The organism is Brevibacterium linens (genome assembly GCF_003999335.1).
Taxonomy (GTDB): domain Bacteria; phylum Actinomycetota; class Actinomycetes; order Actinomycetales; family Brevibacteriaceae; genus Brevibacterium; species Brevibacterium linens.
Genome location: NZ_CP026734.1, coordinates 1160466 through 1183056 on the forward strand (window position 1 = coordinate 1160466; position 22591 = coordinate 1183056).

The window sequence follows — 22591 nt, forward strand, 5'->3', positions numbered from 1 at the left end:
CCATCATGCTGCACAACCTCACGGGCTGACACGCCCTCGTCATCCTCGCCATCATCATCCTCGTCTTCGGCGCGGCCAAGCTGCCCGCACTCGCCAAGAGCCTCGGACAGTCCGTGCGCATCCTCAAGGACGAATCGGCCGACACCCGGTCGGGTGAGGCGGCACCTGCGCCGCGATACGAAGCGGTGACCGACCCGATCGTCACCGATCCCACCCCTGCGCCCGCCTCGGCGAGGGACGATTCCACCGCCGAGGCCGGCCCAGCCGATCAGACACGGCCGCGTTCATGAGCACCGCCGCCGCGGAGAAGATGCCGCTGTCCACGCACCTGCGGGAGGCGCGGACACGGGCGGTGCGCGCGGCGGTGGCACTGCTCATCGGCACGGTCGTCGGCTATTTCACGTCAGACCTCGTCATGGACGTCCTCCGCGCTCCGATCACCGACCTCGCCGCATCCCGCAGCGCTTCGCTCAACTACGACAGCGTCACCGGGGCCTTCGACCTGCAGCTGCGCATCGCCGTGTACTCCGGAATCATCCTCTCCAGCCCGGTGTGGCTGGGGGAGATCTTCGGATTCCTCACCCCGGGTCTGACCGCGAAGGAGAAGAAGTACACGTTCGGCTTCCTCGGTGCCGCACTTCCTCTCTTCGTCGTCGGCTGCCTCACCGGCCTGTACGTCTTCCCGCGGATGGTCGAGGTGCTCACCTCATTCGCCTCGAGCGAGGACAGCACCATCCTCCAGGCGTCCTACTACTTCGACTTCGTCTTCAAGATCGTCATCGCCACCGGCATCGCCTTCGTCCTCCCGGTCTTCCTCGTCGTCCTCAACTTCATCGGACTGCTCTCTGCCCGATCGATCGCGAAGGCCTGGCGGGTCAGCATCGTCGGAATCGTCGTCTTCGCCGCCCTGGTCACCCCCGCCGCCGATGTGCTGTCGATGTTCTTCGTCGCCGCCCCGATGGTCCTGCTCTTCCTCGCCGCGCTCGCCATCGCGTGGCTCCACGCCCGGGCCCGCAGGTACCGCTCGAACCTCGGGGCGCCGACTGCCGATGAACTGAAGACCGGACGAGCGCAGACCACGCCCACGGAAAGGAGCCGGACATGTTCGGCCTGAGCTTCGAGAAGATCGTCCTCGTCGGCATCATCGCCGCGATCATCCTCGGCCCGAGGCGGCTGCCCCACTACGCTGAGAAACTCGGCGAAATGGTTCGCGTGCTTCGTGCCCAGGTCGAGGCCGCGCGGACACGCGCCGCCGAAACCGTGGGCGCTGAGGACTGGCAGACGCTCGATCCCCGCCAGTATGATCCGCGGCGGATCATCCGCGACGCACTGGAGGCACCGAATCCGGAGCCCGCCGAGGCGGCCGGCAGCTATGTCATCACCGGATCGTCGGGACACCCGCGGAGACGCTTCGTCGCCCACGCGGACGACAGCCACGCGGGCGACAGCCGTGCGGGCGACGAAGTCAGCGCTGACGAGAACCCGGCGACCGGGCGGAGAGGGGAGGGCCGCCTCGGCGATCTGCAGGAGGCCCCGGAGATCGGGGATCGCGTCGGCCGGGAGAAGGCCGCCTCGGTGATCAGTCCTTGAAGTCGAAGTCGTCCTTGTCGATTCCGGGGAACTTGAGTTCGTACTTGATCATCTCGCCCTTGTGGTCGACGATCTTCACGGTGCCGTAATAGGTCTTCTCGCCCTCGTAGGCCGACTTGTCCTTGACTGTGACATCGCAGGTCTCGAATCCGTACCATTCGCGCAGGTCCATATCGTCACCGCAATCGGCCTTCTTCACCTTCATGTCGAGTTTGTTCTCGAACAGGTCGATGAGGTCGGCCTCGATGGATCTGGCAGGCACGGTGCCGTTTCCCTCTTCGTCGACTTTCATCGCATCGTCGCTGGCCCAGTTCGTCGTCGTCGCGGCATCAGCGAACGGGTCGGTCGACTTCGTGTCGGTCGGTTCCGCCTCGGCGGGTTCCGACGCCGGTGTCTCCGCCGCCTTCGACTCGACGGCACCTCCGCCGAAGCCGCCGTCCGATGAGTCCTCGCTCTCGGTCGACTGTGCCGCTTCGGACTGCTCACCTCCGGCGGGGTTGTCGCCGGAGCCTCCGCATGCGGCCAAGGTCAAGGCAAGAGCCGTTCCTGCAGCGGCGGTCAGCAGGCGGGGCGCCCAAGTGGTCCGGCGTATCGGGGTCATGGTCTGGCTCCTTCGCACTCTCGCGATCACAGAAGTTGTCGGTACGTCAACGATTCTGCCATGGCCGATTGCTGTCAGACGTCGAATCATGTGAGCATCCGGCGACAGCTGTGGCGATTCGGGCACATCCGTGCCGGGGGCTGACCACGTTTCAGGTCGGGACGTGAGTATCACTCACCGCTCCTGGCACAACCACCCGTTGCAACAGGAAGTAATGCGAGGAACGGCCCGTGATGATCGAGCACCTGTAGGAGATGACGCCGCCGGTGCGAGGTGAAGGCAACGGCGCAGGTTGCGGGTGACGGTGCGTGATGACGGCCTGCTGGTGCCCGGCTACTCCGCGGTGGGGGAGTTCACGGCCTTCGCGAGAGCCTCGAAGGCGCGGATCGTCGGGAACATCTTCGTCGCATCCTGCGGCAGCCCCCAGCTCGAGAGCTTGACGCCGAGGACATTGGCGCCTGGGTTCATGTAGATCATCTGCCCGTGGATGCCCAGAGCCAGGAAGGCGTGGGAGTCGGGGAACGGGAACCAGAACTGGTTGTGATACGCCCCGCCCGGCATCCGATTGTCTCCGGGCCCATCGGCGAACGCCTGCCGCACATCCTCGGTGGTGGTCAGCGTATCGCCGATCCACGTCGTCGGAGCCACCTGCTGTCCGGTCAGCGACTGGCCGCGGTTGATGTAGACGTAGCCGAATCGGGCGAGATCGCGCAGACTCGTGTTGATGCCGCCGTCGAACATCCCGACCCCGTACTGGTCGGTGGCGATGATCGCGTCCTGTTCGGCACCGATCCGCGACCACAGCACCCGTGACATGAGCGACTGCATGCGTTCGCCGGCGATCTTCTCGCACACCCAGCCGAGCACATCGGTCTCGCACGACCGGTATTCGAAGACTCCGCCGTGGTCGGACTTCGCTTCGAGCGTGGCAAGGAACTCGTACATGCCGATGCCCGGGTTCTCCCGCTTGGCCTCGGCCCAGCCGATCTGCTCCTCGATCTGTCTGACCTCGGACTTCGGGTCGAGGTAGTTCTCGGAGAAGCGGATGCCCGAACGCATATCGAGGGTGTGTCGCACGGTCGCCCCGGCGTAGCCGGAATCGGCGAGCTCGGGAACATAGTCGGTGATGAGACGGTTCGGATCGAGGTCGCCGGAACCGGCGAGGACACCTGCGACGGTGCCGACAAGAGATTTCGACACGGACATGAGCAGATGTTCGGTCGCCGGGGTCATCTCCCCGAAGTACTCCTCGGTGAGCACGGTCCCGTTGTGCATGAACATCCACGCATCCGTGTCCGTGGATCCGATGACGCTGCGGACGCTGCGGGCTTCCGAATACTCCGTGGCCGGCACCTCGACCTCGCCGAGGTCCTGAAGGTCGACGGACAGCTCGGCCACGGGTCCGGTGCCACGCGAGATCGGCGTCGTCGGCAGAACTCGTGCGACGTTCTGGAATGACCAGCGCACATTGTCCGGGTCCTGCCAGTTGTCCCGGTCGATCCCGGCAGCCGGATCGACGGGTGCCGATGGGGTCGGGATCTGGTCGGCTGGGGGAGTGGCCGCGGTGTGCTCCGGTGACGGTTCGATCACTCTTCACCTCTGATTCTCGCATCGGATCGGGCGCGGAACGTGTCCGCGGGCGGCAGCTGGCAGCCGCCTCGGTTCGTGTTGAGGTTATCACCGAGGCGGCTCCGCCCACCGTGGATGTGTGGGCTCAGTCGCCCTTGGCTCCCGGCCCGCCGAGAGCCGGCGACGGATCGTCGGCGACGACCGGGACTCCGGCATACATCGCGCGGATCGAGTCGATGAAGTGCTTGGCCCGGATGCTCAGCGCATCGGGTCCGCCGACATTCGTCTGCAGCGGATTCTTCGTCACCAGCACTCCGAGGTCCGCCCCTTTCCAGCGATAGTCCCCGGCACCGAAGATGCGCAGGAAGAACACCTCGCTGCCGTTCTGCAGCGGGTGCCAGTCGAGCGCGGCACGTTTGTACGTCAGCGTCCCGTACTGGTCGAGATAGTACTGACCCGTCAGCGGGGAATGCGTGATGTACTCGGTGATCGGAGCCGTCTCCTTGATGATCATCTGGCTCCACTCATCGGCTCCGGAGAGCTCTTCCCAGCGCTCGTTGATCTCGTTGATGTCGAGGTCGAACTCGACATCGAGGTACTCGAGCAGATGGAACAGGAACAGCGGCACATCGGCATAGGCGCCTGCGGTGACGTTCGTGATCGCCGAGGCCCCGGAGATGCGCGGGTTGAGCTCACCGAGGTAGCAGTCGTCGTTGTCGAGATCGACGAGGACATCGACTTCGAAGAACCCGCGGTAGCCGCGTTTGCGCAGACCTTCGCCCATCTTGCGCACGAGCTCACGGGTCTGCGCTCGCTGTTCTGCATTGAGGACATCGGGTTTCATCTCATTGCCGCACCAGCCGCCCTTGTACGGGGTGAGTTCGGCGAAGCCCGCCAGCTCCGTGAGATACGGACCGACGACGACTCCGCTGGAGGTGATGACCGCCTCGACGGCGACCGGAGTGTTGTTGATCCGCTTCATCACCTTCAGCTGCTCGCCGATGATGTCGTCCTTGTGCGTCTCCCAACCGGAGGCATCGGAGATGAAGAACGTCGTCTTCCCGGAATCCCCGTAGGGGGTCTGCACGACGAGATCCGTGCCCAGCCCCGCCTCGGCGGCCCGCTCATTGAGCTCGTCATAGGTGTCAGCGGTGGTCAGCACGTTCGGGACGGAGAACGCACCGGCCTCATTGCCGAGCTTCGTCGTCTCGATCTTCGAATCGAGCTGATTGCGCAGAGCCGCCGACGGCAGGATGAGATCGTAGCCGAGTTCCCGGCAGATCCGCTCCGTCTCCTCGTCGAAGAAGACCATCGCGACCTTCACCCGCTCACCATGGGGGACATTGCGCGTCATATGAGCACGCACCTCGGCGTTGAGCAGCAGCCAGTTGTTGATCGCCTCACCCGATTCGAACTCGACATAGGGCTTGTAACGCGGGGAGAACACGCGCGGATGCCCGCCGTCCCAGCCGTCGTAGTAGGTGATGTACGAGAAATTGCGCACCCACCGGTCGAGACCGAGCAGGTTGAATGGGGTGGCGCCGACGAAGAAGATCGGGGTCTGATTCGTGCGGAAGTAGTGCCGGACCTCGGACACGTTGCGCAGCGGTCGATGCAGCTGGACCCTGTCGGCTTCCTTGCCGGCATAGGCGGCGTCGGTGGCCACGGCCACCTCGACCTGCGGTGGGGCGTCATCGGCTGCGGCCGGTCCGGAAGCGGCTGTCGCGGTTGCCGGCGCAGCGGCCGCCGGCGCACCGGCGGCGGGAGCGCCGGGACCGGGAGCCTGCGGTGAGGGGACCGCGACTGCGTCTTTGACTCGCGCGCCGGGTTTCGCCGTCTGTGCCTCGGGGCTCGTCGGGTCTGCGCTGGGGGATTCGTTCGTCATCGCACTACTCCTTACCAAATGTGATGTGGACAACATATATTAGTTTCGAAGCTATGAGGCCGATGGTGCAGGAATTGTATGAACCGGATACGAACGCGCGATCAATTCTTCGCCGGTGAGCCTCATCCAGAGGCCGTGCCTTAGGCTGGTGTCGATACCGACCCCAGCAGAAGAGAGAGCGCATATGCCGGTGAATACGGAGAAGCAGGGGGCCACGTTCTTCCTGCCGCAGCCCTATGAGGTCTCCAGGGAGGCGATCGCGGAATTCGCGCTCGCCACCGGAGCGAAGGCCGATTACCATTTCGACACCGAGGCGGCGACCGCGCTGGGCTACCGCGACGTCGTCGCCCCTGCCACCTTCGCCGTGATCATCGCGCAGAAATCGGAAGCCGCCTACATCTCCGACCCCGATTCGGGCATCGACTTCTCGAAGGTCGTCCACGGCTCCGAGCAGTTCTCGTTCACCCGTCCCATCGTCGCCGGCGACGTCCTGGCCGCCGTGACCCATGTCGACGGAGTCCGGGCCGCAGGCAGCAACGCCATGATCACCACCCGCACCGAGATCACCGATGTCGCGCAGCAGCCCGTCGTCACCGTGACCTCGACCATCGTCGTGAGAGGAGACGGAGAATGAGCGCCATCGACTTCTCCACACTGACCATCGGAGACACCGTCGTGGAATCCGAAATCCCGCTCTCGCGCGCCTCCCTGGTCGACTATGCCGCGGCCTCGGGCGATCACAACCCGATCCACTGGAACGAACGCTTTGCCCGCGAGGTCGGTCTCGACGATGTCATCGCCCACGGAATGCTGTCGATGGCGGCGGTCATCGCCCCGGTGGCCGAATGGCTCGGCGACCCCGGTGCGATCGTCGACTACCGGACCCGCTTCTCCGCGCCCGTCGTCGTCCCCGATGCCGAAACCGGATCACCGGCGACTCCGACGACTTCGCTGAAGCTCACCGCCACGGTCGGTGGCGTCGACCCTGCCGTCGGTACGGCCCGCATCGACATCACCGTGAAGTCCGGTGCGGCCGATGTCCTCAGCCGCACCCAGGTTCGGATCTCGGCGTGAGTCAAGCCCACTCGCAGGACCTGTCCGCGTTCACCACCTTCCGCCTCGGCGGGCCGGCCCCGCAGGTCATCGTCGCGAACACCCGCGACGAACTGCTCGACTTCTGCGCCGCCCACCCGCTCGAACTCAACGGTGAGGACACGGCGCAAGTCCTGTTCATCGGCGGCGGATCGAATCTGCTCATCGCCGATGCCGGCTTCGACGGCCCGGTCTGCGTGGTCCGGACCACCGGGGTGGAGACGACCGAGACCACGACGGCCGACACCCGGGTCACCGCTGAGGCGGGGGAGGACTGGGATTCCTTCGTCGCCCACACTCTCGGCCTGGGGCTGTCCGGGCTCGAAGCGCTGTCCGGGATCCCCGGGTCGGTCGGCGCGACTCCGATCCAGAACGTCGGTGCCTACGGCACGGAGGTCGGCGAGCTCATCTCCTCCGTCGAGGTCTTCGACCGAGTCGCCGGTCAGATCCGCCACCTCACCGCCGTCGAACTCGAATTCGGCTACCGCACCTCGGCGCTCAAGCGCGCGCAGGTCGCGGCCGGGACCCCGCAGTTCGTCGTGCTGTCGGTGACCTTCGACCTCCAGCGCAGCGAACTCTCCCTGCCCGTGCGCTACGCCCAACTTGCGTCCGCACTGGGCGTCGAGATCGGCACCCGCGTTTCGGCGGCCCTCGTGCGCGACAGCGTCATCGCGCTGCGTCGGTCGAAGGGCATGGTCCTCGACGGGGACGATCACGATTCCTGGTCGGCCGGCTCCTTCTTCACCAACCCGATCGTCGACGACCCCGAGATCCTGCCGGCAGAAGCCCCGCGCTACCCGGTGACCGATCCGCTCAGTGGGGCGAAGATCGAAGGGAAGACGAAGACCTCGGCGGCCTGGCTGATCGAACACGCCGGGTTCTCCAAGGGCCACAGCCTCGGCGAGGGGCGGGCGACGCTGTCGACCAAGCACACCTTGGCTCTGACGAACCGGGGACACGCGAGCACAGCCGATGTGATCGATCTCGCGGCAACGGTCGTCGCCGGGGTCGAGGACGCATTCGGCATCACCCTCGAACCCGAACCGACCTTCATCGGCTGCTCCATCGACGACGGGCGGCGTCCTTAGACTGTGGTCGTGTCATCACGTCGGAGAATCACCGCACTCGTCATCACCCTCGCGGCAGTCGCACTCGTGACCCTGCCCTGGGCACTGTTCACCTCGCGAGCCGATCTCACCTTCGGTCCGCATGAGGCGCAGTACCGGGTCACCGCGGACTCCCGGCTCACCGTCGACTTCGGCCCCCTGGGCAGGCTGCTCGTGCCCGCCGAGGATGTCATCCCCCTCGGTCTGGGACTGCACGTCGACATCGGGGAGATCCCCGTGTCCGGCGACTCGGACGACGAAGAGCGGCCCGCGGCCGACCTGGAGGCGGTAGCCGACCCCGGTGGGGGAGCCGTCGACGCCCTCGGCGGTGACATCGCGTCCTACGCTTCGCTGTTCACGGCCCCGCAGGCACAGATCGACCAGGTCATCGCCGGTCTCAGCCAGGAGATCCTCACCCGCTGGGCGCTGGCCGTCTGCCTCATCACCGGCGGACTCGTCGGCCTCGCCTTCTTCCTCGGACCCACCCGAGCCGAGATCGTCATCCGGGCCTTCGCCGGCAAGGAACTCCTCGGCATCGGGCTGGTGCTCGTGCTCGTCCTCACCGGACTGGGGACCGTCGTGCTCAACCGTCCGAAGCCGATCGTCGCCGATCCGGCATTCGCGGACACGCCGTTGGCCGGATCCCAGGTCACCGGCCGCCTCGGCGGGATCATCGACACGGCGTTCGGCGCGGTGCAGGACTTCGCCGCGGACAATGACGCCTTCTACGACGACGTCCTCGGGGCGCTGCGGGCGCAATGGGACTCCCGTCCGATCACCGGCAATTGGTCCGATCGGGGGCTCGTTCCGCCCGCCGGAGTCGGCGCACCTGCTGCCGACAGCGGCGATGGCGGAGGCGGGAGGGGCGTGTCGACGTTCGTCTACGGGTCCGATATCCACTGCAACATCGGGATGGCGCGCGTCGTCGGGGCGGTCGCGGGGATGAGTCGGGCCGATGCCTATATCGACGGCGGGGACATCTCCATGACGGGCACATCGGCAGAGAACTACTGTCTCGATGTCCTCGACGACGAACTGCCGGAGAAGCTGCCGCGCATGATCGTCAAGGGCAACCATGATTCGAGGGAAACGACCCAGCACGCGAAGACCCGCGGTTGGACGGTCCTCGAGGACTCCGCGGCGGAGCTGTCCGGGGTGACCTTCTTCGGCGCCGCCGACCCGCGTCGCACCGTGTTCGGGTCCGGTCCGCAGCTGGAGACGGACCTCACCGCCGACCAGTATGCGCAGCGGCTGCGTGACGAAGCCTGCGCGGCCGATTTCGACATTATGCTCATCCACGACCCCGCAGTCGGCGCACCGAGTCTGCGCTCGGGCTGTGCCGACTACGCTCTGAGCGGACACTGGCACCGACGGGTCGGACCGGAGAACTTCGGTTCGGGTACCCGCTACGTCAGCTCGACGACCGGGGGTGCCCTGGCGAATGCACTGACACCGGGACCGCTGAAGATGAACGCGGAACTGAGCATCATCCGCGTCGACAACGAGACGAAGCGCCCCATCGACGTGCAGGTCATCACCGTCACACCGGACAAGCAGGTGCAGATCGGACAGTGGGTGCGCTTCCCCGAACCCAGACCCCTCGTGGGTCAGCCGCCGGTCGACGAACCCGGTCGGTGAGTGAGCGTCGACACGTTCGAGACCTTGCGTCGCTCCTCGGTTCGACGAACGGCGGTCGGGCACGGTATGCTCGTTTCTCGTGGTCGGACACCACAGGGATCGAATCGATCACTGCAGTCCGATCAGAGGGGTGTGGCGCAATTGGTAGCGCAACGGTCTCCAAAACCGTAGGTTGCAGGTTCGAGTCCTGTCACCCCTGCGCAGTTGACTCTGCCGAAGTCTCATCGGCCAGGCGCCGTCCTCGACCGGCACGAACAATTGTGAAGCCAAACGAAACCGACCGAGTGGGGATGTGTGAGCGACACACCGGCAAAGAAGACTGGCAGCGCACCCAGCAGTGCCTCCGGTCCCAAGAAGCTCGGATTCTTCGGACGAATCCTGCAGTTCTTCCGCGAAGTTGTGGCAGAGCTCAAGAAGGTCGTCACTCCGACCCGGAAGCAGCTGCTCAACTACACGCTCGTCGTGCTGGGCTTCATCCTGTTCATGATGCTTCTCGTCACGGGCCTCGACCTGGTCTTCGGCAAACTCGTCGGCTGGGTGTTCGGCGGAACTCCGCTGTGGCCCCTGTGGTGACACGGCCTCAGCCGTGACCCACCCCTAAGCTCAATCTTCACCCCAACCGGGAATCACAAAACGCGAAGCGAGGAATTGATCGGTGTCGGATACCAACTCACCTGAGCAGGAGACCCCTGAGACCCAGGACGTCACTCCCGAGGAGCCGGGTGCCGCTGTGGTGCCCGAAGCCGAAGAGACGGCCCATGCCGCCGAGGCGCCCGCCGCCGAGACCGCAGACGCTCCCGAACCGGCCGACGCTGAGTCCGCTGAGGCAGCCGACTCGGACGACGCCGCCGACGGCGAGCAGGATGCTGCCGCCGCCGACGATGTCGATCCGGCCGAGGAATTCAAGGCCGAACTGCGCATGCAGGAGGGTGACTGGTACGTCATCCACTCCTACGCAGGCTACGAGAACCGCGTGAAGCAGAACCTCGAGAACCGCGCAGTCAGCCTCAACCTCGAAGAGTTCATCTTCGAGTCGCAGGTGCCGATGGAAGACGTCGTCGAGATCAAGAACGGACAGCGCAAGCAGGTTCGCCGCGTGCGGATCCCCGGCTACGTGCTCGTCCGCATGGAACTGACCGACGAGTCGTGGGGCGCCGTGCGCCACACTCCGGGCGTCACCGGATTCGTCGGCAACGCCTACGACCCCACCCCGCTGTCGATCGACGAGGTCTTCTCGATGCTCGCCCCGATCTTTGAAGAGCGCCAGGCCGAAGCCGCCGCTGCCGAGGGCCCGGCCGCCGAGGCCGCCGCCAAGTCCGCACCAATCACCGAGGTGGAGTTCGAGGTCGGCGAGTCGGTGCTCGTCAAGGAAGGCTCCTTCGAGGGCCACCCTGCCACGATCCAGGAGATCCGTCCGGAGTCGCAGAAGCTCACCGTGCTGCTGTCGATCTTCGAGCGCGATGTTCCCGTCGAACTCGGCTTCGACCAGGTCTCGAAGCTCTGACGACCGCACACGTGTGCTGATCGCCTCGGCGCGATCTCGACCGAAGGGGTCCGGATGTATCCGGGCCCCTTCGGCGTTCCCCGGTGGGGCCGCCTCGGCGAGAATTCGATGGCGAGAATTCGATTCGGTGATGCCCCTCACGAGCATTTGCCCACAGGCGTGCGCGCATGGAATACTGGTGTGGTTTGATTGCGGCCCTTATCGGAAGGCCGCCATCGAACGGTGTGCTGTATATGTCTGGCACATCGAAACCTCAAGATTAAGGACCGTACATGCCTCCCAAGAAAAAGGTAGCCGGCCTCGTCAAGCTCCAGATTCAGGCAGGTGCCGCTAACCCGGCTCCTCCGATCGGTCCGGCGCTTGCCCAGCACGGCGTCAACATCATGGAATTCTGCAAGGCCTACAACGCCGCCACAGAATCCCAGCGCGGAAACATCGTTCCCGTCGAGATCACCGTGTACGAAGATCGTTCGTTCGACTTCGTGCTCAAGACCCCGCCGGCAGCCGAACTGATCAAGAAGGCCGCCGGAGTGAAGTCGGGTTCGGCCACCCCGCACACCGTCAAGGTCGCTCACCTGAGCGCCGACCAGGTGCGCGAGATCGCCACCACGAAGTTGCCCGACCTGAACGCCAACACCCTGGATCAGGCCGACCGCATCGTCGCCGGAACCGCGCGTTCCATGGGCATCACCACCGACATCGAGGTCTGAGACCTCACCCCACACAGTGGCAGGGCCCACGCAGCCCACACCACGACTGCAAGGAGTAAAGCAGATGGCAAAGCGTTCGAAGGCCTACCAGGCCGCGGCTGAGAAGATCGCCGCAGATGTGAACTACGAACCGGCTCAGGCGATCGCCCTGGCCAAAGAGACCAACGTGGCGAAGTACGACGCCACGGTCGAGGTCGCTCTCCGCCTGGGTGTCGACCCCCGCAAGGCGGACCAGATGGTGCGCGGCACCGTCAACCTTCCGCATGGTACCGGTAAGACCGCTCGGGTCCTGGTGTTCGCTGCCGGCGACCGTGCAGAAGCTGCCCGTGAAGCAGGTGCTGACTACGTCGGCTCCGATGACCTGCTGGAGAAGGTGGCCGGAGGGTTCACCGACTTCGATGCCGCTGTTGCGACCCCCGACATGATGGGCAAGGTCGGTCGTCTCGGTAAGGTGCTGGGTCCCCGCGGTCTGATGCCGAACCCGAAGACCGGCACCGTGACCATGGATGTCGCCAAGGCCGTCAACGACATCAAGGGCGGAAAGATCGAATTCCGCGTCGACAAGCACTCGAACCTGCACTTCATCATCGGAAAGGTCTCCTTCTCCGAGGAAGCTCTGCAGGAGAACTTCGATGCTGCGATCGAAGAGATCCTGCGTCTGAAGCCGTCCTCGTCGAAGGGCCGCTACATCAGCAAGGCCACGATCACGACCTCGAACGGCCCGGCCGTTCCGGTCGACCACTCGGGTCTGCGCATCTGATCGATGCACTGCGAGAGGGCGGGAAGCGATTCGTTCGCGTCCCGCCCTCTTCTCTTCCCAATTGCTACCTGACGGCGGCCCAGCAACCTCGCGCGAGGTTGCTGAGCCGCCGTCAGGTAGTTCTGGGAGCGGACGGGGCCTTGTTCACAGGCAGGTTCGCGATTAGATTATGAGCAGTTGAAACACTCTTCCGACACCCGCCGATGGAGGTGGACCGTCCGCCATGGATTCGACGCTGCTGCTCGAAGACACCTATCAGAGCGCCGTTCGACGCGCACATGAGCGTCTGGCAGGACCGTCGGAGACGAGCCTCCACCTGCCGTCGTCAGGGCCCGGGGTGCGGACCTCGGTCCTGGAATCATGGGACCGGTCTCTGGCCCGGCTGCGCGACCCCGACAGCGTGCAGGTCCAGGTCGCATTCGAAACCGATCGTCTCGCCGAGGTGCGCCGGCGACATCCCTTCCACGCGATCATGCCGTTGCTGCGGTCCCATCTCATCGAACCCGCCAAAGACGCCGGACTGCTGGCCGCCCTCGGCGACGAACAGGGGCGACTGCTGTGGGTTGAGGGGGAGCGGGGCGTGCGCGACCGTGCCGAAGCCATGGGTTTCGTCTCCGGGTCGGACTGGTCAGAAGAGGTGATGGGCACCTCCGCCCCGGCCCTGGCCCTGCGATCGGGCCGGCCCGTGCAGGTCAGCCGCGCCGAGCATTTCGCCCCCGACGTCCATTCCTGGAGCTGCAGCGCCGTCCCCGTCACCCACCCGCTGACCGGGCAGGTCATCGGCATCATCGATGTCACCGGGGGAGACGACGCCGTGTCCTCCATCGTGCTGCCGCTGCTGTCGTCGACGGCGAAGGCCGCCGGGGCTCAGCTGTCCCAGCTCTTCACGCCGCAGCAGATGCACACCGGCACCGAGGTGGCCGGGACCAGACTGACAGTGCTCGGTCCCAGCCCCGCTTTGGAGAACCCCGATGGAACGCGGATTCCCCTGAGCCGTCGGCACGCCGAGATCCTGTTGCTGCTGCACAGGCGTCCCGACGGCATCAGCGGTGCCGGACTGGTGGAGCGGCTGTGGTCGGTCGGCGGCAGCGAAGTCACGGTCCGGGCGGAGATCAATCGTCTGCGCAGAACGATCGGCAGCCTCGGCGATCTGCGCATCGACGCCCGCCCCTATCGGTTGCGCGGGGACGTCGATTCGGATCTGGAGCTCACCGTGCAGGCTCTGGCTAGCGGTGACACGGATTCGGCCCTCGAGCAGTTCAGGGGGACCGTCCTGCCGGATTCCGAAGCGCCGGGAGTCCGCGAGATCGCGGCGGAGGTCGATGCGCTTATGCGCGAGACCCTGCTCCAGGACGGAACCTGGCAGCAGCTGTGGCGGTTCGCGAACCTGCCGGACTTCCGCGACGACGTCGAAGTCCTCATGACAGTGCTGCGTCTGGCACCGCCCGAGGCCGCCGAACGCAACGCCGCGGTCGTGCGCCTGGAGGCGCTGGGCCTCTGAACTCGGCGAACCGATTGCGGTTCGGTGTGCGGGACGGGGCGGCCGCCTCGGCGATGTGATGCAACCCACATGCAACGTTGCGCTCGGTAGCGTCGTGGTCACACGGAGACAATCCGGTGGAATCAGACGCATCAAAGGAGTTGCAATGACTGTCTACGCACAGCCTGGTCAGGACGGGTCGCTCGTCACCTTCAAGTCCCGGTATGAGAACTTCATCGGCGGTCAGTGGGTGCCGCCGGTCAAGGGCAACTATTTCGAGAACCCCAGCCCCGTCACCGGCAAGACCTTCACCGAGGTCCCGGCCAGCACCGCTGAGGACATCGAACTCGCTCTCGACGCCGCGCACAAGGCGGCTCCGGCCTGGGGCAAGACCTCGGTCGCCGAACGGGCCAACATCCTCAATCGGATCGCCGACCGCATCGAGGAGAACCTCGAGATGATTGCGGTGGCCGAGACTTGGGACAACGGCAAGGCGATCCGCGAGCCCCTCAACGCCGACCTGCCGCTGGCGGTCGATCATTTCCGCTACTTCGCCGGAGCGATCAGGGCACAGGAGGGCGGACTCTCGCAGATCGACGATGACACCGTGGCGTATCACTTCCACGAGCCGCTCGGTGTGGTCGGCCAGATCATTCCCTGGAACTTCCCGATCCTCATGGGCGTGTGGAAGATCGCACCGGCGCTGGCCGCGGGCAACGCGATCGTGCTCAAGCCCGCCGAGCAGACTCCGGCCTCGATCCTCGTCCTCGTCGAGCTCATCGCCGACCTGCTGCCCGAGGGCGTGCTCAACGTCGTCAACGGCTTCGGTCTGGAGGCCGGCAAGCCGCTGGCGTCGAACAAGCGGATCTCGAAGATCGCGTTCACCGGTGAGACCACAACCGGTCGTCTGATCATGCAGTACGCCTCGCAGAACATCATTCCGGTGACTCTGGAGCTCGGCGGAAAGTCGCCGAACATCTTCTTCGAGGATGTGCTGGCCAAGGACGATTCGTATGCGGACAAGGCCCAGGAGGGCTTCACGATGTTCGCTCTCAACCAGGGCGAGGTCTGCACCTGCCCGTCGCGTGCGCTCGTCCAGGAATCGATCGCCGATCCCTTCCTCGAGGCGGTTGCAGAACGGACGAAGAGGATCGTCCAGGGCAATCCGCTCGACACGGACACGATGATGGGCGCCCAGGCCTCGAACGACCAGTTCGAGAAGATCATGTCCTACCTCGACATCGGCCGTCAGGAAGGCGCCGAGGTGCTCACCGGCGGCGGCAAGGCCGAACTCGACGGGGATCTGGCCGGCGGCTTCTACGTGCAGCCGACGATCTTCAAGGGCACGAACAAGATGCGCATCTTCCAGGAGGAGATCTTCGGGCCCGTCGTCTCGGTCGCGACATTCTCCGACTACGCCGACGCCATGGCCACGGCCAATGACACGCTCTACGGCCTCGGCGCCGGTGTCTGGTCGCGCGACGGCAACACCGCCTACCGGGCCGGTCGCGAGATCCAGGCCGGTCGCGTGTGGGTGAACAACTACCACGCCTACCCGGCTCATGCGGCCTTCGGCGGGTACAAGGCTTCGGGCATCGGTCGCGAGAACCACAAGATGATGCTCGATCACTACCAGCAGACGAAGAACCTGCTCGTCAGCTACTCGGAGAACGCCCAGGGCTTCTTCTGAGCTGACTGGAGTACAGCACCGATCCACCCGCACCTGAATAGCAATTCACCATCATCACAAAGGAGTCAATGATGTCAGGAATGAAAGCAGCAGTCGTCGAAGAGTTCGGCAAAGATCTGACCGTCGGGGACAATGAGATCCCCGAACCGGGACCGGGACAGGCACTGGTCAAGCTCATCGCCTCCGGTGTCTGCCACACGGACCTGCACGCGGCCCACGGAGACTGGCCGGTCAAACCGAAGGTGCCGCTCATCCCGGGACACGAAGGAGTCGGCATCGTCGAGAAGGTCGGCGAAGGCGTCACCGATGTCGAGGTCGGACAGATGGTCGGCAACGCCTGGCTGTGGAGGGCGTGCGGGACCTGTGAGCACTGCCGGCAGGGGTGGGAGACCCTCTGCGAATCGCAGGTCAACGGCGGCTACGGCGTCGACGGTTCCTTCGGCGAGTACATGCTCGTCGACACGAAGTTCGCTGCCATCATCCCCGATGGTGCCGACCCCTACGAGATCGCCCCTGTCCTGTGTGCCGGCGTCACCGTCTACAAGGGACTCAAACGCACCGAGGTGAAGCCGGGCCAGTGGGTCGTCATCTCCGGGATCGGCGGACTCGGACACATCGCCGTCCAATATGCCGTCGCCATGGGCATGCGGGTCGTCGCCGTCGATGTCGCCGACGACAAGCTGGCGTTGGCGAAGAAGCACGGTGCCGAGATTACCGTCAACGCCTTCGCCGAGGATCCGGCCGAGATCATCCAGGAGAAGGTCGGAGGCTCACACGGTGTGCTTGTCACGGCGGTGCATCCGAAGGCATTCGGGCAGGCGATCTCAATGACTCGCCGAGGCGGAACCATCGTCTTCAACGGCCTGCCCCCGGGTGACTTCCCGGCCCCGATCTTCGACATCGTGCTCAAGGGGCTGACGATCCGCGGATCGATCGTCGGCACCCGCCAGGACATGGTGGAAGCCTTGGAGTTCTACGCAGCGGGTAAGATCCATCCCACGTTCAGCAAGCGGCCGCTCGAGGACATCAATGCCATCTTCGACGAGATGATCCACGGCAAGATCGACGGTCGCGTCGTCATCGAATACTGACAACCCACACACCCGCGCCTCAAGAACTACCTGACGGCGGCGCAGCAACCTCGCGCCAGGTTGCTGCGCCGCCGTCAGGTAGTGTGGGAGGGGTCTCGGTGAGCGGATTGGACTTGCCGGGAATGACTTCGCTAGACTTGAGACACCCAAGACCGTCGGTCTCTGTGGAATCACCAAGATTCGCCATCGAATCTCGGTGTCCGCAGACGAAGACTCCGTGAGGAGTGACCCGCGCAGGTGAGCTCGAGATTCTTCCGTCGGATTCCGCAAGGAATCGGCGGCCAAGCGTTTCACGCCTGCCTGCGTGGAGCGCTTTTTCTGTTGTCGGGACAGGCCGGACGACTTATGAAAGGAACACCATGGCGAGGCCAGACAAGGCAGCCGCAGTCGAGGAGATCAAACAGCAGTTTGAGAACTCCGACGCTGTGTTGCTGACCGAGTACCGCGGTCTCACCGTCGCGCAGATGAAAGAACTGCGCGTCTCTCTCGGTGAGAACGTCAGCTACGCCGTGGTAAAGAACACGCTGACCAAGATTGCAGCCAAGGAAGCCGGAGTCACCGGTCTCGATGAGCACCTCAATGGGCCCACCGCGATCGCGTTCATCAACGGCGAACCACCTGAGGCTGCCAAGGCTCTGCGTAACTTTGCCAAGGCGAACGACAAGCTCGTGGTGAAGGGCGGCTACTTCGATGGAGCCGCACTCAGCCCCGAACAGGTCAACCAGCTCGCCGACCTCGAATCCCGCGAAGTGCTGCTTGCAAAGGCAGCCGGTGCCATGAAGGCAAGCCTCCACCAGGCGGCTTACCTCTTCACCGCTCCGCTGGTCAAGGCCGTGCGCACTGTCGATGCCCTCCGCGAGAAGCAGGACGACGCTCCTGCTTCCGACGCCTGAGCATCACCCCAAACCGAACCGGTCACTGATCGTGGCCAAAACAGGAAGGACTAGCCACCATGGCTAAGCTCACCACCGACGAGCTCCTCGAGGCTTTCAAGGAGCTCACCCTCATCGAACTGTCCGAGTTCGTCAAGAAGTTCGAAGAAGAGTTCGACGTCGAGGCTGCCGCTCCGGCCGCCGTTGCCGCTGCCCCTGCAGCCGGTGGCGCAGACGCCGCTCCCGCTGAAGAGCAGACCGAATTCGACGTCATCCTCGAATCGGCCGGCGAGAAGAAGGTTCCCGTCATCAAGGAAGTCCGTGGACTCACCTCCCTCGGACTCAAGGAAGCCAAGGACCTCGTCGACGGAGCTCCCAAGGCCGTCCTCGAAGGCGCTTCGAAGGAAGACGCCGAGAAGGCCAAGGAAACCCTCGAGGCTGCCGGCGCCACCGTCACCCTCAAGTGATTTCCTGAGCAGCAGCCTGCCTGCTGCCTGAGATTGAGACCCCCACACTCTGCTGTGGGGGTCTTTCTCATGCCGCTGACGTCAGCGTCTGACCAGAGCGAGGCAGACAATTCTGGGAATCCCCGCACAGAACTATTACTCTTGACTGGTGCCCTCGACGACAACCATCGAAGACGAGCTCCTCGCCGGCCTGCGTTCTCGCCTGCAGTCGGCGTGGGCGACCGATCCGCTTTTCATCGATCCCATCATCGCCGGCGGCCTGAGCCGCAATCAGCTCGATGGCATCGAACTCGCGGCGACTGAGGCAGCGGAGTCCGATCTCCCCTTCTTCATTGCAGTTCTTCCCGACCAGCCGGACGGCCCGGGCAACTTCGAGGCCTGGGGCAGATTCACCTCGAGCTTGGCTCAGACGATGTACGAGGACTCCGAAGCCGACCAGGTCCTTGTGCTCTTCGCCACCGCTGGTGGCGGATCCAGGTCATGGCCGTATCTCGTCTCCGAGCTCGGCCCGGTCATTCCCCGCGGAGGAGGTGGCCTGACGAGATCGGCCACCGACGACTTCCTCCCGATCGAGCTCAATGTGCACTACCAGATGCAGATCCTGCGTGCAGCCGCTGCCGGCGATCCGATTCCGGAACCTCCGCAGTTCGATCCCAAGGACGTCGGGCAGTCCAGCGGGGACTACATCGCCAGGTGGGGGCTCGACGAAGGCGCCCCCGATATGCTGGTCATGGGAGCCGCCGCGGTGGCCGCAGGAGCACTCACCACCTGGATGATCGCGCGGCGCCGTCGCTATGCGTGGAGAACCGAACTGACCACGGAGCCGGAACTGACGAAGCGCTTCGACCTGCGCTCCAGGGTTGTGCGCATCGGCGAGAAGCTGCCCGAACCCGAGACCGCCGACGATGCGGTGTGGCGACTCTACGCGCGGGGTCGCCGCGTCCAGGAGGCGGTGGCGGCGATCACTCATAACCAGCCTGATTGGGCGACGGCAGAGGATTTCTCGCATCGGATGGCGATTCACTGTCTGAGTCGAACTGACAGATGGATCCGTCGACGTCTGCGCGATCGGGGCGATGCCGAGGAGCCGCTGTTCTGCTTCTTCATGCCCAGTCATACCGGCAGCATCGAACCCGTCGCATGGAGGCAGAAGGGGACGGCGCTGACGGTCCATGCCTGTGACCGGTGCCGAAGTGACCTGACGACCGGTCACGAGCCGGAGACGCTGATGGTGCCCAGACGTCCCGGCGCCACGAGAGTCAAGCCGGTACCCTATTTTCTGCGCGACGACGCGTACTCCAACAGCGGATTCGGCAGCTTCCAGCCACTCGAGGCCGCGGTCGTGTCGGGGACTCCGACAGCCGACGCGACAGAGACCGAGGCGAGATGAGTCAGCCCAGCGCAGCCAGGAAGAAGATCGCCGATGGCGGCCCCGGTCCGCTCCGACTCGGGATCGCGGCACTGCTTTTCCTCGCCGTCGTCGTCGGAGCGACGGCATTGAGCCATTCCCTGTTCGACGATGCCAGAGACACTCGGATCGCCGAGGCCGACAGCGGTCAGCCCCGAGTCGACAGCGTCTATTCGGATCGCATAGAGAGTCAGTACGATTCCGACTATGACCGCTCCCGGTATCAGGAGATCGCGCACGCCTTCGAGAAAGATCCGGTCTGGGTCGATGATTACCTCGCGTTCGAGATGCGTGATGAGGACCTCGACGACATCCACGAGGCGATCGAGAAGACTCGCACACCGATCTATGTGGCCTTCCTGGCCGCCACAGAACTCGATGACACCGACGGCCAAGCCGAACTGCTGGCCAATCGCATCATCGCCGAGGTGCCCGACGACGAGGCCACCGTGCTGGTCATCGGCGACAATCGAGAGGCGGTGGCGAACAAGGGAATCTCACGGGAGATCGTCGATCGCCCCGACACACTCGACGACGATCATCTGTCCCAGGTCGGGCTGACCTACGTCCGGGCCCTGCTCTCGGCACCGATCGAAGAGGAGAACTTCGGCTACGGTGCTTCGTTCGACCGCAGCGGCAACGCGATCGTGGTCAACGAGAAGGACGACGAGGCGGATCCTCGGGCATTGCGCTATTCCGTCGGCGGCGCGGTGGGCGGAGCCGTGATCGGACTGCTCATCGGCGGCGGTCTGGCAGTGGGCGGGATCTCCGGCTACCGGTTCTGGCGCAGACGCCAGCTGACTCTCCAGTCCGAACCGCAGACCCAGGAGCAGACACAGGATCAGAGGAAATGAGCCAGAACGACGTGGACGCAGAGCAGATCGCGCAATCTCTGAAGACCGACCCGATCTATATCGACCCGGCGGTCGCAGACACCCTTGACGGACGTCTCCTCGACAAGGCCGAGGCCACGGTCAAGGAGCTCGACTTCGATGTCTACGTGGTCGCAGTGGATGCCGAACACGGCAGCATCGATCGAGAGATGCTTGAGCAGATCAAGGTCCTCAACGGGTCCGAAGGCTCATTCGTCATGATCGACGACGGCACAGCCATTGCCGTCGACACCTATTTCACCGATGCGCACCACGACAAGGAGATGGAAGTCGTGGACCAGCAGCTCAATGCCCACGACGAATGGAACACCTCCACCCCGTCGGTGTCCAAACTCAACATCCTCCTCGACCTCTATGAGGATCCTCAGGAGCACGTCGAGTCCGGCGACACTGGTGCAGAGCAGCAGCCGGGCAGCGACGTGATTCAGGACACCGGCAGCGGCGGATTCGCTCCACTCTTCCTGGGCGGTTCGATCCTTCTCCTCGCCCTCGTCATCGGCGGCATCTTCATCTTTCGCTCGATGCGAGCCAAAGCGGCCGAGGCGCGCAGACGGGATCGGTTCAGACTGCCCAGCTCGCTGCTGCACAGAGTCGATCATCTGCAGCGCAGCGCTCTCCGTGAGGACATCAACTCCGAAGCCACGGAACTGGCGTCGTCTCTGGACCAGCTGCGCACCGATGATCTCAGTTCGGCCGAACTCACCCAGGTGGAGAGGGCGTTCGATGCCTATTATGAAGCGAGGTCGATCGTCGACGACGAAGCGGCCGAACGCATTGACCTCGCCGGCGCCATGGTGCTGCTGCGGCAGGCTCGACGCGAGATCGGTCTGGCCGGCCAGAGCAGGGGAGCCCGGTCGAGCAGGCCCGAGAGCCTGTGTACGGTCAATCCGCTGCACGGTGAAGCGAGGACGACCTCACCGGTGTCGGTCGGAGCCCGGGCGGTGCGCGTGCCTGTGTGTTCCGCCTGCGAAGGCGATCTGCGAGGCGGCAGAGACCTGCAGTGGATCTTCGACAAGGGCAGGCCGTACATCGAGGCCGAGAGTGTGTGGGCCGAGACTCTGTTCGGAGCCATCGGGGGAAACCTCGTGACCGCACTGAAATCGCTGCCACCCCGTTGAGGACGGCTGAGAATCAGACCAGACGGACTTCGCGAGGCACCGCACGATCGTGATCGCCGGGCATGACACGGCCCGGCAGAGCCACCTCGGAGTCGCCCTGATCGCTGCGCATCCCTTCGAGGTCGGCGAGCTGACGGGTGACGAAATCACGGTCGACCGGGACTCCGTGACCGGGGACGAAGACGTTCGCCTCGGCAAAGGACAGCAGGGTCCGCAGGCTCGCCGCCCATTCGCTCAGCGAGGAGTCGGCGCCGGCCTGCGGGGGATCGGCCTCCTCGACGAGGTCACCGGTGAACACGATCCCGAGCTCGGGAAGCCGGACGACGAGATCGGCGGTCGAATGCCCGCCGAGGACGTGGAATTCGACCGGGCAGCCGCCGAGATCCAAGGTGCCCGCCTCACCGGGGGACGCATCGACGGTGGAGACGTCGACGACGAGTTCGGTGGGATCGGTCGGCAGCTGCCGGCGGTACTCGCTCGGCTCATCGCCCCGGCTGATCGCATCGAGCGCGATCCACGCGCTCGCCTCCTGATCGGCGGCGAACGCAGAGGACGCGTGGACGGTCGACACTCCCGACGAGACCGCCTCGGCGGCGCCGAAGAAATGATCCCAGTGATCGTGGGTGAGCACGAGATCGATATCCTGCCCGCCCTCTCCCGCGATCTCCTCGCCGAGGCGGCCCGCCCGTTCCAGCAGGTGTGCCGCAGCCGCGGGGCCGGGTCCGGCATCGACGAGCAGGGTGCGATCGGAGCCGACGATGATCCCGCAATTGACTTTCGCGGGAGAGAAGGTGAGGACATGCACGTGTGTCATGCCCGCAGTCTAGAATGTCTGTCACCGGCTGTCGCGCAGCCGGGCACACGACGGCAGACGATCACACGGTGGCCGACGTTGCCGTCGGGCGGTGGGATGTGTCGAGAATCCGCATGGAGCTCACACGGGACAAGGTCGGCGTCCTCGACGGTCAGGGAGTGGCTTCGCCGAGGCGGCCGCCGATGTGGGGCGGTCCGTGGAAGAAGATCCACGACTGACAGAATTCGATGTTGCCAGGCTTGACCTGATGCTATAAGATTGATATTTGCATCGTTCTGCCTGTGGTGTGCCTTCATATAGCGG

The 22591-nt window shown here is 64.8% G+C and carries 23 protein-coding genes and 1 tRNA gene; 20 read left to right on the top strand and 4 right to left on the bottom strand.

What is annotated here, in order from left to right; all coding sequences use genetic code 11:
- Positions 1-113: 113 nt before the first annotated feature.
- Genes CXR29_RS18020 through CXR29_RS05085 form a run of 3 tightly spaced genes read left to right on the top strand, consistent with a single transcriptional unit; the run spans position 114 to position 1590 of the window.
- Positions 114-290, top strand: a complete 177-nt coding sequence (locus CXR29_RS18020) for a hypothetical protein (RefSeq protein WP_240812150.1) — start codon at positions 114-116, stop codon at positions 288-290.
- Positions 287-1114, top strand: coding sequence for a twin-arginine translocase subunit TatC (gene tatC, locus CXR29_RS05080; RefSeq protein WP_241241598.1), 828 nt, complete (start codon positions 287-289; stop codon positions 1112-1114). Before CXR29_RS18020 ends, tatC begins: the two co-directional genes overlap by 4 nt.
- Positions 1102-1590 (top strand): twin-arginine translocase TatA/TatE family subunit, encoded by a 489-nt coding sequence (locus CXR29_RS05085; RefSeq protein ID WP_101555441.1) that lies wholly within the window; start codon positions 1102-1104, stop codon positions 1588-1590. Before tatC ends, CXR29_RS05085 begins: the two co-directional genes overlap by 13 nt.
- Here the strand turns inward: CXR29_RS05085 and CXR29_RS05090 are convergent.
- The 3 genes from CXR29_RS05090 to CXR29_RS05100 form a co-directional block, all read right to left on the bottom strand.
- Positions 1580-2191 (bottom strand): hypothetical protein, encoded by a 612-nt coding sequence (locus tag CXR29_RS05090; RefSeq protein WP_101555442.1) that lies wholly within the window; start codon positions 2189-2191, stop codon positions 1580-1582. The genes CXR29_RS05085 and CXR29_RS05090 overlap by 11 nt on opposite strands.
- 333 nt (positions 2192-2524) lie before the next feature.
- Positions 2525-3781, bottom strand: coding sequence for a serine hydrolase domain-containing protein (locus tag CXR29_RS05095; RefSeq protein ID WP_240812148.1), 1257 nt, complete (start codon positions 3779-3781; stop codon positions 2525-2527).
- Between the two features lie 124 nt (positions 3782-3905).
- Positions 3906-5645, bottom strand: a complete 1740-nt coding sequence (locus CXR29_RS05100) for a biotin carboxylase (protein ID WP_205751058.1) — start codon at positions 5643-5645, stop codon at positions 3906-3908.
- A gap of 184 nt (positions 5646-5829) precedes the next feature.
- On the opposite strand from CXR29_RS05100, the gene CXR29_RS05105 reads away from it, so the two are divergent.
- From CXR29_RS05105 to CXR29_RS05185, 17 genes are all read left to right on the top strand, one after another.
- A complete protein-coding gene (locus CXR29_RS05105; protein ID WP_101555443.1) occupies positions 5830-6279 on the top strand; it encodes an FAS1-like dehydratase domain-containing protein in 450 nt (149 codons plus the stop codon).
- A complete protein-coding gene (locus CXR29_RS17605) occupies positions 6276-6719 on the top strand; it encodes a MaoC/PaaZ C-terminal domain-containing protein (RefSeq protein ID WP_101555444.1) in 444 nt (147 codons plus the stop codon). The genes CXR29_RS05105 and CXR29_RS17605 overlap by 4 nt, the downstream gene beginning before the upstream one ends.
- Positions 6716-7825, top strand: coding sequence for a UDP-N-acetylmuramate dehydrogenase (locus tag CXR29_RS05115; protein ID WP_240812147.1), 1110 nt, complete (start codon positions 6716-6718; stop codon positions 7823-7825). The genes CXR29_RS17605 and CXR29_RS05115 overlap by 4 nt, the downstream gene beginning before the upstream one ends.
- A gap of 9 nt (positions 7826-7834) precedes the next feature.
- Positions 7835-9481 carry a metallophosphoesterase family protein gene (locus CXR29_RS05120; protein WP_240812146.1) on the top strand — a complete coding sequence of 549 codons (1647 nt, stop codon included), beginning with the start codon at positions 7835-7837 and terminating at the stop codon, positions 9479-9481.
- Between the two features lie 126 nt (positions 9482-9607).
- Positions 9608-9680, top strand: a tRNA-Trp gene (locus CXR29_RS05125).
- Between the two features lie 95 nt (positions 9681-9775).
- Positions 9776-10054, top strand: coding sequence for a preprotein translocase subunit SecE (gene secE, locus CXR29_RS05130; protein ID WP_025776638.1), 279 nt, complete (start codon positions 9776-9778; stop codon positions 10052-10054).
- A gap of 82 nt (positions 10055-10136) precedes the next feature.
- On the top strand, positions 10137-10985 hold the full coding sequence (nusG, locus tag CXR29_RS05135) for a transcription termination/antitermination protein NusG (RefSeq protein WP_101555446.1): 849 nt from the start codon (positions 10137-10139) through the stop codon (positions 10983-10985).
- Positions 10986-11257: 272 nt separating this feature from the next.
- Positions 11258-11695 (top strand): 50S ribosomal protein L11, encoded by a 438-nt coding sequence (rplK, locus tag CXR29_RS05140; protein ID WP_101555447.1) that lies wholly within the window; start codon positions 11258-11260, stop codon positions 11693-11695.
- Between the two features lie 64 nt (positions 11696-11759).
- On the top strand, positions 11760-12455 hold the full coding sequence (rplA, locus tag CXR29_RS05145) for a 50S ribosomal protein L1 (protein WP_101555448.1): 696 nt from the start codon (positions 11760-11762) through the stop codon (positions 12453-12455).
- A 223-nt stretch (positions 12456-12678) separates the two neighbouring features.
- Positions 12679-13956, top strand: coding sequence for a helix-turn-helix domain-containing protein (locus CXR29_RS05150; protein WP_101555449.1), 1278 nt, complete (start codon positions 12679-12681; stop codon positions 13954-13956).
- 145 nt (positions 13957-14101) lie between these two features.
- Positions 14102-15625 (top strand): acetaldehyde dehydrogenase ExaC, encoded by a 1524-nt coding sequence (exaC, locus tag CXR29_RS05155; RefSeq protein ID WP_127364060.1) that lies wholly within the window; start codon positions 14102-14104, stop codon positions 15623-15625.
- 71 nt (positions 15626-15696) lie between these two features.
- Positions 15697-16716 carry an alcohol dehydrogenase AdhP gene (adhP, locus tag CXR29_RS05160; protein WP_127365271.1) on the top strand — a complete coding sequence of 340 codons (1020 nt, stop codon included), beginning with the start codon at positions 15697-15699 and terminating at the stop codon, positions 16714-16716.
- 359 nt (positions 16717-17075) lie between these two features.
- Positions 17076-17609, top strand: a complete 534-nt coding sequence (rplJ, locus tag CXR29_RS05165) for a 50S ribosomal protein L10 (RefSeq protein ID WP_101555451.1) — start codon at positions 17076-17078, stop codon at positions 17607-17609.
- A 59-nt stretch (positions 17610-17668) separates the two neighbouring features.
- Positions 17669-18055: a 50S ribosomal protein L7/L12 gene (gene rplL / locus CXR29_RS05170; RefSeq protein WP_025777952.1), complete on the top strand. Its 387-nt coding sequence runs from the start codon at positions 17669-17671 to the stop codon at positions 18053-18055.
- A gap of 148 nt (positions 18056-18203) precedes the next feature.
- Positions 18204-19445 (top strand): hypothetical protein, encoded by a 1242-nt coding sequence (locus CXR29_RS05175; RefSeq protein ID WP_101595980.1) that lies wholly within the window; start codon positions 18204-18206, stop codon positions 19443-19445.
- Entirely contained in the window at positions 19442-20317 is an 876-nt protein-coding gene (locus CXR29_RS05180; RefSeq protein WP_127364061.1) for a hypothetical protein, read from the top strand. Before CXR29_RS05175 ends, CXR29_RS05180 begins: the two co-directional genes overlap by 4 nt.
- Positions 20314-21474, top strand: a complete 1161-nt coding sequence (locus CXR29_RS05185) for a hypothetical protein (RefSeq protein WP_127364062.1) — start codon at positions 20314-20316, stop codon at positions 21472-21474. Before CXR29_RS05180 ends, CXR29_RS05185 begins: the two co-directional genes overlap by 4 nt.
- 13 nt (positions 21475-21487) lie before the next feature.
- Here the strand turns inward: CXR29_RS05185 and CXR29_RS05190 are convergent, their stop codons facing one another.
- Positions 21488-22288 carry an MBL fold metallo-hydrolase gene (locus CXR29_RS05190; RefSeq protein ID WP_101555455.1) on the bottom strand — a complete coding sequence of 267 codons (801 nt, stop codon included), beginning with the start codon at positions 22286-22288 and terminating at the stop codon, positions 21488-21490.
- Positions 22289-22591: the final 303 nt, after the last annotated feature.